The sequence below is a fragment of the Microcoleus sp. S1D4 genome (assembly GCF_036700765.1).
In the GTDB taxonomy this organism is placed as follows: domain Bacteria; phylum Cyanobacteriota; class Cyanobacteriia; order Cyanobacteriales; family Microcoleaceae; genus Microcoleus.
The window spans coordinates 175,226-189,791 of record NZ_JAUBPP010000005.1; the positions used below are offsets into that span (position 1 = coordinate 175,226).

Here is a 14,566-nt window from a genome sequence, read left to right on the forward strand (position 1 = left end):
AGCGCAACACCTGCTAACTCCAAACCTATACAGAACCAGCGATACAGCCATTGACACCTCAATGTTGAGACTATTAAAGTGAAAACACAGCACACAGCACCAACATAAGATTTTATGTCAATTACCGTTACCGCGCTTACTCCCAACCTGCCCGCCGGTGTCACTCTCGATCCAGCGGTTTACCCGGGGACTGCCCAAGCTATCAAAGTGATTGTTGACTTATTGGAAGCCTTCAATAAAAGCCAAGCCGAATTCAACGCAACCGCCCCCGCTGGCACAGACGTACTTTCTTTGGCAGCAGGTCTTGGCAACGAGCAAACTATTTTTTGGCCGCCCGGACAAACCACAACTACGGCGGTAGTTCGCCCTAAAACTTACACGCTAACAAGTTACCAAGAAAGCGCAATTACCGAAGTTTATCCAGTAATTGGTTAATCGCAACTACCCAACTCATTGGGTAGATAAAAGAATAATTCCAGGCTAACAAAAATCACTCAAAAAAAACCAAACATGGCTATTACAAAAATTTACGGCGAGCGCAATTTACGCGCCGTGTCAATTCCTCTCGGCGGGTCTACAGCTTTTTACGTTTTTAAAACGAATGTTGATGCGAGTGAAGTTACTGAACTTGGACAAATTGACGCAGCAACACTACTTGGTGGAGGTCCTGCTGCACCTGTATTTGTAGGGATTGGCAAAAGTGGCAGACCCAGACCGGCGCGGCTAAAAAAGAGAAAAGAAGGCATTACCTCGTTAGCCAGTACCGCCAACATTGCGACTGCTATTGCTTCTAGGAAGTGGCAAATGGTAAGACGCGCTGTTTTTCAGGGCAAAGTTGCACAAAAATCTACTTCTTTTGGAACTCCAATTGCAGGGGGAGACGCTGCGAAAGGCAGCATATTAGTAGCGGTGACAACATCGGGACTCAATTGGGCGTGGCGGATGCCCGCTCAGCAATTTAATAAGATTTCATCCGCTCAAGCAACGGCATTAGGAATCAGCATTCCTAATACCGATCTAGAATTTCGCAACTTGGTAGTTAACGCCAATCTGCCGCGCCCAGGACGTGCTTTCCATGTTTTGTCAACTACTGACAACACATTTCGCGTTGAGACTTTTATCGGCGATAGCGCAACCTTACCCGACGGCTGGACGGGTATCGGTCAAGCGCTTAAATACGGAGGTTAATTAATGCTGCTTTTGCCTCATCACTATGAGTTTGGCGAAACGCTTGCAAACTTGCCATTTTTTTATCAAGAAATAGCAAGTAAAACCTGCGAAGTAATGCACGTAATCCAGGGGAATCCCAACCATTTGCCGAAAATTGTAAACGGCAACAGGCTTCAAGAATTCTTGCTAGGCGGAGAGATAGACGAACAAGTTGAATTTGTCGATGCTTACGCAAACAACGAACCAGAAGAGGAAGGAGAAGACGCAATTATCCCTTGGGATATTTCTGATGTATGGCTTGGCTCGATTTAGGTATTGTAAACCCGCAAGAAAACGATTGGCAGCTAACAAATCTAAGCGCTGCCAATCAAAATTTAATTCGCTTGACTTATATTACGACGGGGTTGATTTCGTCAATAAAATCTCGCTTGCTAATTCGCAGATTGTGGCAAATAGATGGCGAGCTACCAATTGAGGAAAAAGCAAGCATTGTCTACCCTTCCCCGAATCGAATTTTGTTAAACTTGCCGGCTCTTGCCGATTATGTTGAATCGGGGCTTGCGACTTACAAAATCCAGGTTAAAAGGTATTATCCTTTTCGTAGGTCAATTATTAGCGAGCCGTCATACGCATTAAAAATCGAAGTAAATTAAGATGCGTTATCACTAGGTTCATCTGGAGCAAACTCTAAAAGGATTTTAACCCGAACTTTACCTGTAACCCAGCCGTTTGACCCAACCTTGAGAAAACTGCACCGCACGCCCGTTTTCGTCCAAAAATCGAAACCCGATCCAAACACGTTGCTTTCTAAAAAGCTTGCAATAGTTTCTAGAAAGTCATGGATCGTATAAGTTTTATCACTGCGAACACGAAGAGTTGCTTGTGGGTCTAACACGCAAAACACGTGATTTTCGCTGTCCAAGGGTTCAAATTGAGGTTCCATAGTTTTATTGGTAAAGACAAACTAAATTTATCACAATGAAAAGCCTTACCGATATTGTTTCGTTAGTTGGGACATTTTTAACCTCGTTAATTAGTCTTATTGTCCTTTGGAACGTAACTAGGGGAGTTTTGACGCTTTTGGCGAATATTCAACGCAAGCTTACTGTACTTCGCAGCTTGTACATAAGCCAAAGAGCTGAGGTTCGCGATGTTCAAAACTATCTTAAAATCCATCACGCATATCATGTGCGCGGAGGAATTCACGAAATCCAAGACGATTTGTTAAGGGAATATGACAACGAAAATACGGGGTTTTAAGTGGACAAATACGCTTATCGCTTTACTGTTGCGTCTTTAAATGTCTCAATAATAATGCTTAGTGCAGCAGCAATAGTTTTAGCTATTCAAGATAAAGACCCAACTGTTTTAGCGCCTATACTTGCGCCAATTGTTCCCACTTTGATTGGTTTGTTGGTTCCACCACCAAAAAAATTATTGTCGCCAGATGACTATACACGAAGCTAACCAATTGCTAAGCAACAAGGCAGTTAGCCGACGGCAATTATTAAAATGTTATCAAGACTTGTGCAAAGAGTACGGGTATATACAAGGAATGTCGGTTGCTAATTTGCGTGATTTGGTATCAGGCAGAAAAACACTTGCAGAAATGCAGTTACTAATTGACCAGTTAACAGAGCGATTAGAATGAATAATCATCATTTAATTTTTACAATGCCATTGGCTCAATCGCCAGAGCTAATTCATGGAAATTTGCAACTTGTTTATCCTGACGGACAAGCGATCGACTATCTTGCAACTTCCGGCTGTGCCGATTATCAGCGCCCTGGTGATGAGTGGGTACGCGGGAAGGGCCCAATTCCTGCCGGCGAGTACGAAATACCAACTGAGGGTTACTGGCTAGACACGCGAGGAGTTGAGGGCCTGTTTTTTCACATCACGCCCGATCCTGTGATTTCAATTCACGGTATGCGCGCCGAGTTAGGGCTGCATTTTGATGCCAATGTGCCCGGTACGGCTGGCTGCATCGGAGTAGTTCAGCAGTTTGGGTGGCGGCGGTTGTGCGATCGGCTTGCTTCGATCGCAAATCTCGGCATTAAGTCTTTGCCGCTGACGGTGAAGTATTAAAGCTCAAACGCTATATGTAGTGCTGTCATGAAGCTGCACGAACACTACATCTAGCGTTGTTAATCCCTGATAGGGTTTTAGGTAATTGCCCAGCGTGTAAGACTGCCCTTTTTTCAATCCCTAATAAGGGGCGCTGGGAGGCTGGTATCCCGCAAGACTTTTACAGCGCAAGCTTACTGCCAGCCATTTACATTGTATCTAAAATTTGGCCCGCTTTAGGGCGCGGGCACACACTTGACTTGACCGTCAGTGAAATGGGAAGTGCAGGAAACGAACCTGCCTAAAGCAAATCATGAATTTGCTGCCTAACCGCTCAGCCAACTTCCCTCTTGAATACCAGCATAGCAATTATCTCTGGGGATTCACTTTAACCAATTTAATCAGAAATTTCCGAAATCCATCTAGAAGCTGGTGGCTGATATCAAATTTCCCCAATTTTAGATTGGTTTATTGAGTCCGAGCCAATAAAGGAGCTGCTTGCAATAACTGCTGAGTATAAGGGTGCTGCGGATTAGTAAAAATCTCCCTAGTCTTGCCGATTTCCACAATTTTTCCGGCATTCATTACCGCAATGCGATCGCAAAAAAATCTCGCCACCCACAAATCATGGGTAATAAACAGATAAGTCAAATTAAATTCCTGTTTCAACTCCAACATCAGCTCTAATACTTGAGTCTGCACGCTAGCATCCAGCATACTCACTGGTTCGTCGCAAATAATCAGTTGCGGCCGAGTAATCAAAGCGCGGGCGATCGAAACCCGCTGCTGTTGTCCGCCTGAGAGTTCCCCCGGATAGCGGCGAAAGAAATCCTCCCCTGGAGTCAAACCCACCCGTTCTAACATTTGCATTACTTGTTTTTTAGCTTCTTGGGCATTAGCTAATTTGTGAATCAACAAAGGGTCAGCAATACTTTGCCCGACAGTCATCATCGGATTCAAACAAGCGTGGGGGTCTTGAAATATCATTTGCATTTGGCGGCGGTGCTTCCTGACAGCATCGTTACTCAGAGCAGTGATATCTATTCCTTGAAATTCAACCTTGCCACCAGTCGGAGGAATCAAGCGCAAAATCGTGCGCGACAACGTACTTTTGCCGCAGCCTGACTCCCCTACCAGCCCCAAGATTTCTCCCCGTTCTAGCTCTAAACTAACGCCATCTACGGCTTTAATTACCTGCTGTTTCCGAGAAAATAACTGCTCTAATAAATTGCTTTCTAAACTGTAATGTTGCTGCAAATTTGTAACAGTCAAAAGAGGTAAATTTGACTCGGACTTAAGGCGATAATTTTCCTTCTCCCCTCTTCCTTCTTCCTTCTCCCCTCTTCCTTCTTCCTTCTGAATGTGCAAAGCTGCTTTCAGGAGCGATCGAGTATATTCATGTTGCGGGCGTTCAAAAACATCCAGCACCGACCCAGTTTCCACCACTTTGCCGCCGTACATCACCGCAATGCGATCGCAATACTCAGCCACCATCGCCAAATCGTGAGAAATCAACAAAATAGCCGTTCCCCGTTCCGCGCAAAGTCTGGTTAATTCCTGCATAATCTGAGCGGCGACAGTTACATCCAAACTTGTAGTCGGTTCGTCCGCCACAATTAACTTCGGATCGAGCAAAAGAGCCAAAGCAATCGCTACTCTTTGCCGCATTCCGCCACTAAATTCGTGGGGAAATTGCGACCAGCGAGAGGCGGGAATTTTCACAGCTTCCAAAATCTTGATCGCCCGTTGCTTAGCCTGCTTGCGATTCAAATTCGGTCTGTGAGCCTGCAAAGTCTCGATACAGTGTTCCCCGACAGTCATCAAAGGATCGAGACGAGTCATCGGATCTTGAAAAATCAACGCCACAGCTTCGCCCCGAAACCGTCTCAGTCGCGAAGCATCCATCTCAAACACCGACTCTCCAGCAAAATCAACCCGCCCCTCAATCTGCGTCGAATCCGGTAGCAACCGCATCGCCGCCCTTCCCAAAGTTGACTTACCGCACCCAGACTCCCCAACCAATCCCAGTTTTTCCCCTGCTTCCAGCCTCAGAGAAACGCCGTCAACCGCCCAACCGGATTGGCCCCGCCGCTGAGGATAAGCTACTCGCAGATTTTCAATGGAAAACAAAGAATAGTCATTAGTCATTAGTCATTAGTCCTTAGTTATTAGTTATTAGTTATTGTTATTGGTTATTCGTTATTAGGTGTTAGTTACTGGTTATTGGTTGTTGGTTGTTGGCTATTGTTATTGGTTATTCGTTATTAGGTGTTAGTTACTGGTTATTGGTTGTTGGTTGTTGGCTATTGTTATTAGTTGTTGACCGTTGTTATTAGCTGTTTGTTACTGGGTATATCATGTCCAGTCATATGATTTTTAATCGTTAATCCTTTGTAGTAAAAACACAGAATCATCTGTCGGGGTGACGGGAGAAATCTATACTTACTACAAACATTTTTTAATGATAATTGAGCAAACATGATATTAGTTATTATTTATCAGCAGTCAGTAGCTAGTTAGTTGTTAGCCATTAGTCAGTATCTAATAACTAACAACTAATGACTAATAACTAATGACTAATGCCAACTGCCAACTGCCAACTGCCAACTGCCAACTGCCAACTGCCAACTGCCAACTGCCAACTGCCAACTGCCAACAGTCAACAGACTAAATTTCCCTTCGCTTCAACTCAGCTCTCCGCAGTATATAAGTAGCCGCACAATCAACGTGCGGATGGTCTGCTAAAACTTCCGCCAGTTCCAACACATATCCGGCAATATCCGGGCCTAGCTTATCTGTGAGCACTTGACGTTCCCGAGATGCGAGTTCTTGGACGCGGGCCTTGGCTTGCCAATTGGGAGAAAACATCTTGTCAATCTCGGTGTGGAATCCCAGACTTTCGAGAATATCCCACTCGCCGTTATCGCACCAAATTCCCCCGCACAGCATACAGCGCTCTATGTAAAAGGGCACTCTGCTGAAGGGAACTTTTGCCCGCGACAAATAATGACCGTCTTCGGGACACAGGGCTGCTTTGCTGTCGTAGGGAGACGGCGTGAATTCTATGCCGAGAGTGCCTGTCGCCTCTGGCTTCTGGGATTTGTTGTACCACTGGCTCTGCTCTTTCTGCCAAGCTTCGTATTCTCTGCCTGGAATCCAGATACCGTAACAGTTGGGACACCACTGCACCGACATTCGGCCGGCTAGGGTGCCGCCTTCTAAGTTGGGATGTTTACATTTTGGACATTCCACCACTTGATTTCTCCTTGCCTTCTCAATTCCCTGTTTATTCAGTTATTAATTCTGCATCCGGGCGGGCCCGCTCAGAACCAGAATTTTTTTGCAGCAGCGCGCCGCAGTAGCCAATTAGCGTGTTTAGTCGCTCAGCAGCCGCAGTTTGCCTCGCCTGTGCTGTCGCTGGCTGCTTCGCAGCCTGCAAAAACGTGACATCTGTCCTCAATAACCGCAGTTGCTTGTGAATTTCCGTCAAATAGGACTGCTCTGGAGGCGTTTCTGAGGCGTATAACTCACTGCTGTTAGCTTTCATAATCTGGTTTCCGAAAAATTGTTGCACTTTTGTGTATTCTGCAGCCAGCGCAGCCCGATCGAGATTTTCCTGTGCAGCAGTTCTTTGTAGCTGTTCGAGTGCTTGCTGTAATTCTTGGTAGCACTGGCGGCGGTCTTCGGACAATATCATGATTTTGTAAACAAATTTTTCTTTATAATCAAAGTAGATTGTTGCTTAAGCTTTGCTCATATTAAGGGAAGCCGTGCATTTTTGCAGCAATTCCCTGTTTGTTGAGAAAATTTCATCACGCTGCCAGCGTGACTCGATCGGTCTAGCTCGTGCTTTTAGTTTAGCGTTGCCTGTGAATGCCGATCGCCCGCTACCTCCAACAACAGGTACTGCGCCCCCGACTCCCGCGTCATGGTCAATCCTCAAATTGTAGACTTTTGTTCGAGATCCCAGATTGCATCTGTAAAGTCAATCTCAAATCTCAAATCTTGAATGCCCCAATCGACTGACCTCAACTGCTGCCGCCAAAATATTCTTATTTTACCCGATCGACCGATCGCATCCGCGACAGTGGAGTCAATATATTTTCCTACCTGCGAGGGGGGGGGGAAACTCAAAATTAAATCGATATAGTTAAGACAAAAATCGATGATTTTTGAGAATTGCCAATTGTGGCATTCAATTAGTTTAGTATTGCTACACACATAATTTCGGAAATTCAACCGAACGCTGACTTTTAACCATTTGTATTTCTAATTTTTAAAGGTGTACCCGATGAACGCAAACACTCTCACTGCCTCTCCTTCGATCGATCCTGCCGTCGTTCCCGATTGGCTGCAAGAATGCCTGAATGGTCAATCGCAGACTGATGCGGCCCCTAACGCCAATTGCTCGACTGACAACAGTTTAATTTGTCGGGCCTTTGAATTTGCCCGCGACTTGCACGAAGGACAATACCGCAAATCGGGAGAACCTTACATTTGCCATCCCGTAGCTGTAGCTGGGATACTCCGATATATGGGCGGCAACAACGTCATGATTGCCGCCGGTTTTCTCCACGATATTGTTGAAGATACAGATATTACTCTCGAAGAAATAGAACAGCGGTTCGGCGCAGAAGTGCGACAATTAGTCGAAGGTGTCACCAAACTTTCTAAATTTAATTTTTCCAGCAAAACAGAGCGCCTTGCTGAAAATTTCCGCCGAATGTTTCTAGCAATGGCTAAAGATATTCGCGTGATTGTCGTCAAACTAGCAGACAGACTGCACAACATGAGGACTTTGGAGCATTTGTCCGAAGAAAAGCAGCGCAGTATTGCCCTAGAAACCCGAGATATTTTTGCTCCCCTGGCGAACCGTTTGGGTATCGGGCGCTTTAAGTGGGAATTGGAAGATTTAGCGTTTAAATACCTGGAACCGGATGCTTATCGCGAAATTCAGGAATTGGTGGCCGAGAAGCGGGGCGATCGAGAAACTCAACTCGCAGAAGTGACAGATAGTTTGCGTGAAAGGCTTGACAATTTAGGCATTAAATGCTATGAAGTTAGCGGCCGTCCCAAACATTTGTACGGGATTTACGGGAAGATGCAGCGCCGCCAAAAAGGGTTTAAGCAAGTGTACGATATTGCTGCGGTGCGAATCATAGTAGAAAGCAACGATGACTGTTATCGCGCATTGGCGATCGTCCACGATTCATTCCGCCCGATCCCCGGTCGATTTAAAGATTATATCGGTTTACCAAAAGCCAACCGCTATCAATCCTTGCACACCGGAGTCATCGGCACCAGCGGCCGCCCCATCGAAGTACAAATTCGCACAGTAGCAATGCACCACATTGCAGAATACGGGATCGCCGCCCACTGGAAATACAAAGAAACCGGCGGTTCTAGCACCGCAGTCACCGGCGACGACGAAAAATTTACTTGGCTGCGACAACTCCTAGAATGGCAAAGCGACCTCAAAGACGATCGCGAATATTTACAAAGTATTAAAGACAACTTATTCGACGAAGATATCTACGTTTTTACTCCCAACGGAGACGTGATTTCACTCAACACCGGCTCAACACCCGTAGATTTTGCTTACCGCATTCACACAGAAATTGGCAATCGCTGCACCGGCGCGAGAGTCAACGGGCGGATGGTGACACTAGACAAGGTTTTAAAGAACGGCGATATTGTAGAAATCTTGAACCAAAAAAACGGCCATCCCAGCTCCGACTGGCTGAATTTTGTCAAGACAAACGGAGCAAAAAACCGCATTCGCCAGTGGTTGAAGCGATCGCACCGAGATGAAAACCTCGCTCGCGGGCGGGAATTGCTAGAAAAAGAATTAGGCAAAAACGGCTTAGAATCCTTGCTGAAATCCGAACCAATGCAATCAGTAGCTCAGCGCTGCAACTACCACAGCGTCGAAGACTTAATCGCCGGTTTGGGCTACGGCGAAGTCACCCTAAACCTCGTAGTAAATCGCCTGCGAGATTTAGTCAAAGTGCAGCAAAAAATAGAATCTGCTCCCGGAGGAACCCAGGAAATCCCCCTGCTAATACCTGCATCGACGGCACCGAAACCCGTACCGAGTTCATCTCCGAGCAAATCGCCGATCGCAGGTGTAGAAGGATTGCTCTACCATATAGCAGGCTGTTGCTGTCCCATTCCCGGCGAATCAATTATTGGAGTAGTGACTCGCACTCGCGGCATTTCCATTCACCGCCAAGGTTGTTCCAATGTTGAAAACGTACCGGGAGATAAATTAGTTCCCGTGAGTTGGAATTCCAGCAACCGCAACGAATCTCGCCCCAATACTTATCCGGTAAATATTCAAGTTGAAGCCCTAGATCGAGTCGGAGTTCTCAACGATGTTTTATCGCATTTAAAAGACAACAAAGTCAACGTCCGCAGCGCCCAAGTCAAAACCTATCCCGGATTCCCCGCATTAATTGACTTGTGCATGGACATCCAGGATAAAGAACAGTTCGAGCGGACTTGTATGCAAATTAAAAAAATGAGCGATATTTTGAATTTGCGGCGGCTGAGTGAAGGGACTTAAGAGGAGAGTCTAACTGTATTGTAGGGTGCGCTATTCGCACCCGATCGCTAGCTGAGGAGAGGTTGAACCCCATGAATTTTCAAAGGCTAAGAAAAGTGTTACTCAGGTTCATGAGGTTCCAATACCAGTCTAATTCCATCAATAATTTGACGAATTCGCTCGGTAGAGAGTGTGCCAATTTTCTCACCTAACTGAGATTTACTGATAGTCAAAATCTGCGAGACGTTAACAACACTCTGTTCTGGTAAATCAGCTTCTCCTGCTTCTAACAGGACATTTCCTGGTGAATTCGCCCGTCTGAGATTTGAAGTAAGCACACAAACAACAACTGTATTAATGCGGGAACGATTGAATAAATTGTTTTGAATGATTACATGGGGATGGACATAACCGGGTTCTGAACCTGAAGGCTCATCAAGTTCAATCCAAAAAATATCACCTTGATTTATTACCATTCCCCTTCCACCAGCCTGCGATGAGATCGACTCATCTTGCGAAGCAAAACTTGTTCTTCTTCAGAAAGAGGCGCTTCGCAAGCAGCATTAATTTTTTCTAACAGTTGTTGATTTTCGCGGCGGCGGATAAATTCTTCAAGCGCTATTTCGATCAAAAAACTCTGCGAAATTTGCATTTCGCCAGCTAATGTTTCGGCTTGTTCAAATAGAGATGCTGGCAATGAGATAGCAGTTTTGACAGTTGTCATAGCTTTATACCTTCATTTATTTATATGAGTCTAACTCATAGTATACCTAATCACAATACTCTCCAGCAAACAGACAGAAGAATGAAACCCTTTATTTCGCGGGAGTCGCAGGCTTTGAGTCGCCCAACTTTTGCTGCAAAAACTGCCGCGCCACTTGGGCGGCATCCTCCTGTTTTCCATCAACTTGATAGTTGAGTTTCCGCATATCTTCCTCCGAGATTTTGCCGCCCAACTCTGCTAGCACTGGACGCAATTCTGGGTATTTTTCCAAAATTTGCGATCGCACAATCGGAACAGCTTCGTAGGGCGGAAAATAGTTTTTGTCATCTTTCAGGACTACTAAACCCAAACTTTGAATCAAACCATCCGTCGTATTACCGGCAATCACATCTACTTCTTTTTGTTGCAGCGCTTGATAAAGCAATCCTAACAGCAACTCCTTCGGTTCTTCGGCAAATTTAATCCCGTAAGTTTTAGCTAATCCGGGAAATCCATCTTCTCTCTCTTTGAATTCCGGGCCGAAACCCGCGCGCAATTTTGGTGCAGCTTTTCCTAGTTGCGAGAGAGTTTGCAAGTTGAGTTTTTTGGCATCGTCTCCCCGCATAATAATCGCAAAACTGTTATTAAATCCCAGGGGTTCAGTCAATTCTGCTTGAAACTGTTTGGGATATTCTTGTTTGAGGTAATCGAGGACTTTTTGGGAGTCAGAAATTGGCTTTTGTTTGAGAATGTTGGTAAAACCCGTACCAGTATATTCGACGTACAAGTCAATTTTACCCGTTGCTAGGGATTGATGGCAAAGCGAGCCTCCGAGGTTGAGTTTGCGTTCTACTTTGATATCTGTTTTGGTTTCCATGTGAATAGCTAAAATTTCTGCTAGGATGACTTGTTCTGTAAAGTCTTTGGAACAAATAACAATTTGTTTTTGAGAACTAGAATTGCAGCTTGTGACTGCAAACAAGCAAAGTAATGATAAACAGGAAGATAAAAAATGGCTTTTTGATATTTTCATTTTTTTATTGTAACATTTATATATATAGATACAGGAGAAAATATGCTATTGAGTGTCAGCGATATTATCCGCCAGCAGCGACAATTTTTTGCGACTGGAAAAACTAAAGATGTGGATTTTCGGATTGAACAACTCAAACATCTCAAAAGTGCGATCGAACTTAATCAATCACGAATAGTCGCTGCTGTCAAGGCAGACTTGAATCGACCGGAGTTTGAGGCTTATTTTGAAATCGCATCCATTGCCGAAGTTAATTATGCCATCAAAAACCTGAAATCTTGGGTAAAACCGAAAAAAGTGCCAACTTCGATCGACCAATTCCCCGCATCAGCCCGCATTTACCCTGAACCTTTGGGCGTAGTTTTGATCGTCGGGCCTTGGAATTACCCATTTCAGCTCATGATATCACCTTTGGTCGGGGCGATCGCCGCCGGCAACTGCGCCATCCTCAAACCTTCAGAAATCGCCTCGCACACCTCCGAAGTTGTCGCGGATATGATTTCAAAAACCTTCGATCCCGCCTACGTAGCAGCCGTCGAAGGAGGCGTAGAAATCAGCAAACAATTATTAGCCGAAAAATTCGACCACATCTTCTTTACCGGAGGCACAAAAATCGGTAAAATAGTTATGGAAGCTGCCGCCAAACACCTCACACCTGTAACATTAGAATTGGGTGGCAAAAGTCCTTGCATTGTAGACTCAGATATTCAGATTGAATACACCGCAAAACGCATTGCTTGGGGCAAATTTATCAATGCCGGTCAAACTTGTATCGCTCCAGATTATCTGTTAGTTGACAAAAAAATAAAACCGGATTTGATGTCAGCAATTAAAACAGCACTTCACGAATTTTACGGCGAAGATCCTCAGCAAAGCCCGGACTATTCGCGAATTATCAATCAGCATCATTTAAAACGTTTGGTAGAGTTTATCAAAGATGGGGAAATTGTCGCGGGCGGCCAAAGTAACGCCGAAGATAGATATATTTCGCCTACGGTAATTGACAAGGTTTCTTGGGATTCGCCGGTGATGCAAGATGAGATTTTTGGGCCGATTTTGCCAGTTTTGGAGTATGATGATTTCGGGGAGGCGATCGCCCAAATCAACGCCCGCCCCAAACCGTTAGCTTTGTATTTGTTCTCGAAGGATAAAGAGAAACAACAGCGAGTTTTGCGCGAAACTTCATCAGGTGGACTTTGTATTAACGACACGGTAATGCAAGTGGGAGTGACAACATTGCCTTTTGGAGGAGTTGGCGACAGTGGAATTGGAAGTTATCACGGGAAAGCAAGTTTTGATACTTTTTCGCATTACAAAAGCGTGCTGCAAAAGTCTTTTTGGCTGGATTTGAAATGGCGGTATGCTCCCTATAAGGGTAAGTTGGATTTGATTAAAAAGGCGATCGGTTGATATTGCCTAAGCCCCAGATGCCGCCTAACCCCCCAGGCCTGTTTCATTATCCCGAAGTCCGGCAGGGGTTTCAACCCCTGCCGGACTGAATGTTTGACGTGTTTGTTGTTAACAAAGATCGCCTCCTTCAATCCCATATCCCTGTTCTAATCGGTGCTGTGGCATTCTCGATCGATTTTCTCCAAATCCTTGGCGGCTCCCAATTCTTGAAAAATTTGATGTGCTGTATCGTAATGTTGTTGAGCAACTTCTGTGTTGCCGCGCTTTCGCTCAAGTCGTGCTAAATCGTAGTTAACTTCGGCAATATGCCAAGTCATCTCCAGTTTTTGCATTTTTCCTAAAGCTTCTGTTAACAGTTGTTCTGCTGTATCTAGATTGCCTCTACCGAGCTCATTGTCTCCGAGACAAGCGATCGACTTTGCTATCCCTTCGCGCTCGCCCAATTCTGTCGTCATTTCCAAACATTGCCGAAAAAATTTCTCAGCTTCATCCCAATTGCCCCGCTTTTTCTCGATATCTCCCAAATTTCCCCAAGAAGATGCCATGCCCGAGCGATCGCCCAATTCTGTTCTCAATGCTAAAGATTGCCGATAGAGTTTCTCTGCTTCATCCCATTTGTCGCGACATTTTTCTATATATCCTAACGATGCCCAAGAAGATGCCATGCCCGAGCGATCGCCCAATTCTGTTCTCAATGCCAAAGATTGCCGATAGAGTTTCTCAGCTTCATCCCATTTGCCACGACTTCGCTCGATACTTCCCAACGATGCCCAAGAAAATGCCATGCCCGATCGATCGCCCAATTCTGTCATCATTTCCAAACATTGTCGATAGAGTCTCTCTGCTTCATCCCACTTGCCGTGACATCGCTCGATATCCCCCAACGCTCCCCAAGAATATGTCATGCCTGAGCGATCGCCCAATTCTGTTCTCAATGCCAAAGATTGTCGGTAGAGTTTCTCAGCTTCATCCCAATTGCCGCGACATCGCTCGATACCTCCCAACATCCCTAATGAAGTAGCCATGTCGCTCTTATTATCTTTTTTTTGTGCAATTGATAACGCATCTTGAAAATATTTTTCTGCTAAATCCCAATTCCCGAAATTCCGGTGAATTGCACCTATAGTTCTCAAACAATAGGAACGTTCGCGATCGTCAACATGAGGTAATATTTTTTCGTACAACTCTTGGAGTAAAGTCCAGTATCCCCATCTTTTGAGATAGTCATTCAAACTATACTTGATTAAGAAATATGCTTTCCTGTAATTGCCCAACAGAAACGCCAAATTTTGAGATTCTATAACATCTTGTAAATCTTCTAAACTTTGAGGATTTTTCATAATTTAACCAGTGTGGCCACCTGTGGGTAAGTCTTATTCACTTGACAAAAAAGTATCGCTGTAGTAAAGTCTATCCTCAAAATCGCATTTGAGTACCTCAAGTGAAAAAAATCTTATCATTTCTGGTCATTCCAGCGATCGCCTCTGCCTCCTTTGCTGGTTTCGTTCCATCCAGCTACTTGCTGCGACTAGAAACTTTAAAACTGGGAATGCTTCTGCTAACAAATAGTTCAACTCAACACATTTAGGCCAAAAACTTTGTCCTCCGCAACCACAAAGTAAACGAACTTGCCAAGCGA

The 14,566-nt window shown here is 44.9% G+C and carries 18 protein-coding genes and 1 tRNA gene; 8 read left to right on the forward strand and 11 right to left on the reverse strand.

Annotation, left to right across the window (positions count from 1 at the left end; genetic code table 11):
* Positions 1–114 precede the first annotated feature (114 nt).
* From QT998_RS07785 to QT998_RS07795, 3 genes are all read left to right on the forward strand, one after another.
* Positions 115–435, forward strand: coding sequence for a hypothetical protein (locus QT998_RS07785; protein ID WP_333116193.1), 321 nt, complete (start codon positions 115–117; stop codon positions 433–435).
* Positions 436–510: 75 nt separating this feature from the next.
* Entirely contained in the window at positions 511–1,188 is a 678-nt protein-coding gene (locus tag QT998_RS07790; protein WP_333116195.1) for a hypothetical protein, read from the forward strand.
* A gap of 3 nt (positions 1,189–1,191) precedes the next feature.
* Positions 1,192–1,482 carry a hypothetical protein gene (locus tag QT998_RS07795; RefSeq protein WP_333116196.1) on the forward strand — a complete coding sequence of 97 codons (291 nt, stop codon included), beginning with the start codon at positions 1,192–1,194 and terminating at the stop codon, positions 1,480–1,482.
* A gap of 337 nt (positions 1,483–1,819) precedes the next feature.
* On the opposite strand, the gene QT998_RS07800 is transcribed toward QT998_RS07795, so the two are convergent.
* Complete coding sequence (locus tag QT998_RS07800) at positions 1,820–2,113, reverse strand: KGK domain-containing protein (RefSeq protein ID WP_333116198.1); 294 nt, start codon at positions 2,111–2,113, stop codon at positions 1,820–1,822.
* Between the two features lie 317 nt (positions 2,114–2,430).
* Here QT998_RS07800 and QT998_RS07805 point away from each other — a divergent pair, with 317 nt between their 5' ends.
* Together QT998_RS07805 and QT998_RS07810 are read left to right on the forward strand one after the other, a co-directional pair.
* Positions 2,431–2,637: a hypothetical protein gene (locus tag QT998_RS07805; RefSeq protein ID WP_333116203.1), complete on the forward strand. Its 207-nt coding sequence runs from the start codon at positions 2,431–2,433 to the stop codon at positions 2,635–2,637.
* Positions 2,638–2,817: 180 nt separating this feature from the next.
* Positions 2,818–3,258, forward strand: a complete 441-nt coding sequence (locus tag QT998_RS07810) for a hypothetical protein (protein ID WP_333217966.1) — start codon at positions 2,818–2,820, stop codon at positions 3,256–3,258.
* Positions 3,259–3,513: 255 nt separating this feature from the next.
* Here the strand turns inward: QT998_RS07810 and QT998_RS07815 are convergent.
* The 6 genes from QT998_RS07815 to QT998_RS07840 all read right to left on the reverse strand — a co-directional run bounded on the left by QT998_RS07815 (position 3,514) and on the right by QT998_RS07840 (position 7,458).
* Positions 3,514–3,585 (reverse strand) — tRNA-Met (locus tag QT998_RS07815).
* A gap of 120 nt (positions 3,586–3,705) precedes the next feature.
* Complete coding sequence (locus tag QT998_RS07820) at positions 3,706–5,385, reverse strand: ABC transporter ATP-binding protein (protein ID WP_333116208.1); 1,680 nt, start codon at positions 5,383–5,385, stop codon at positions 3,706–3,708.
* Between the two features lie 519 nt (positions 5,386–5,904).
* The gene (locus tag QT998_RS07825) at positions 5,905–6,489 is read right to left on the reverse strand and encodes a TFIIB-type zinc ribbon-containing protein (RefSeq protein WP_194010472.1); all 585 of its coding nucleotides are present in this window, start codon (positions 6,487–6,489) and stop codon (positions 5,905–5,907) included.
* Between the two features lie 34 nt (positions 6,490–6,523).
* The gene (gene patD / locus QT998_RS07830; RefSeq protein WP_194010473.1) at positions 6,524–6,934 is read right to left on the reverse strand and encodes a heterocyst frequency control protein PatD; all 411 of its coding nucleotides are present in this window, start codon (positions 6,932–6,934) and stop codon (positions 6,524–6,526) included.
* A 45-nt stretch (positions 6,935–6,979) separates the two neighbouring features.
* Positions 6,980–7,180 carry a hypothetical protein gene (locus QT998_RS07835; RefSeq protein WP_333118590.1) on the reverse strand — a complete coding sequence of 67 codons (201 nt, stop codon included), beginning with the start codon at positions 7,178–7,180 and terminating at the stop codon, positions 6,980–6,982.
* Complete coding sequence (locus QT998_RS07840) at positions 7,177–7,458, reverse strand: hypothetical protein (protein WP_333217968.1); 282 nt, start codon at positions 7,456–7,458, stop codon at positions 7,177–7,179. The genes QT998_RS07835 and QT998_RS07840 overlap by 4 nt, the downstream gene beginning before the upstream one ends.
* Before the next feature lie 70 nt (positions 7,459–7,528).
* Between QT998_RS07840 and QT998_RS07845 the strand changes: the two genes are divergently transcribed.
* On the forward strand, positions 7,529–9,802 hold the full coding sequence (locus QT998_RS07845; RefSeq protein WP_333118593.1) for a RelA/SpoT family protein: 2,274 nt from the start codon (positions 7,529–7,531) through the stop codon (positions 9,800–9,802).
* Positions 9,803–9,900: 98 nt separating this feature from the next.
* Here the strand turns inward: QT998_RS07845 and QT998_RS07850 are convergent, their stop codons facing one another.
* The 3 genes from QT998_RS07850 to QT998_RS07860 form a co-directional block, all read right to left on the reverse strand.
* Complete coding sequence (locus QT998_RS07850; protein WP_333118594.1) at positions 9,901–10,257, reverse strand: type II toxin-antitoxin system PemK/MazF family toxin; 357 nt, start codon at positions 10,255–10,257, stop codon at positions 9,901–9,903.
* Positions 10,251–10,505 (reverse strand): hypothetical protein, encoded by a 255-nt coding sequence (locus QT998_RS07855; protein ID WP_190657718.1) that lies wholly within the window; start codon positions 10,503–10,505, stop codon positions 10,251–10,253. The genes QT998_RS07850 and QT998_RS07855 overlap by 7 nt, the downstream gene beginning before the upstream one ends.
* A gap of 91 nt (positions 10,506–10,596) precedes the next feature.
* On the reverse strand, positions 10,597–11,517 hold the full coding sequence (locus tag QT998_RS07860; RefSeq protein WP_333118597.1) for a glycine betaine ABC transporter substrate-binding protein: 921 nt from the start codon (positions 11,515–11,517) through the stop codon (positions 10,597–10,599).
* A gap of 42 nt (positions 11,518–11,559) precedes the next feature.
* Between QT998_RS07860 and QT998_RS07865 the strand changes: the two genes are divergently transcribed.
* The gene (locus QT998_RS07865) at positions 11,560–12,927 is read left to right on the forward strand and encodes an aldehyde dehydrogenase (protein WP_333093046.1); all 1,368 of its coding nucleotides are present in this window, start codon (positions 11,560–11,562) and stop codon (positions 12,925–12,927) included.
* A 146-nt stretch (positions 12,928–13,073) separates the two neighbouring features.
* Here QT998_RS07865 and QT998_RS07870 read toward each other — a convergent pair whose 3' ends face one another.
* Complete coding sequence (locus QT998_RS07870) at positions 13,074–14,267, reverse strand: tetratricopeptide repeat protein (RefSeq protein ID WP_333133138.1); 1,194 nt, start codon at positions 14,265–14,267, stop codon at positions 13,074–13,076.
* A gap of 101 nt (positions 14,268–14,368) precedes the next feature.
* Between QT998_RS07870 and QT998_RS07875 the strand changes: the two genes are divergently transcribed.
* Positions 14,369–14,515, forward strand: a complete 147-nt coding sequence (locus QT998_RS07875; RefSeq protein WP_333118599.1) for a hypothetical protein — start codon at positions 14,369–14,371, stop codon at positions 14,513–14,515.
* Positions 14,516–14,566: the final 51 nt, after the last annotated feature.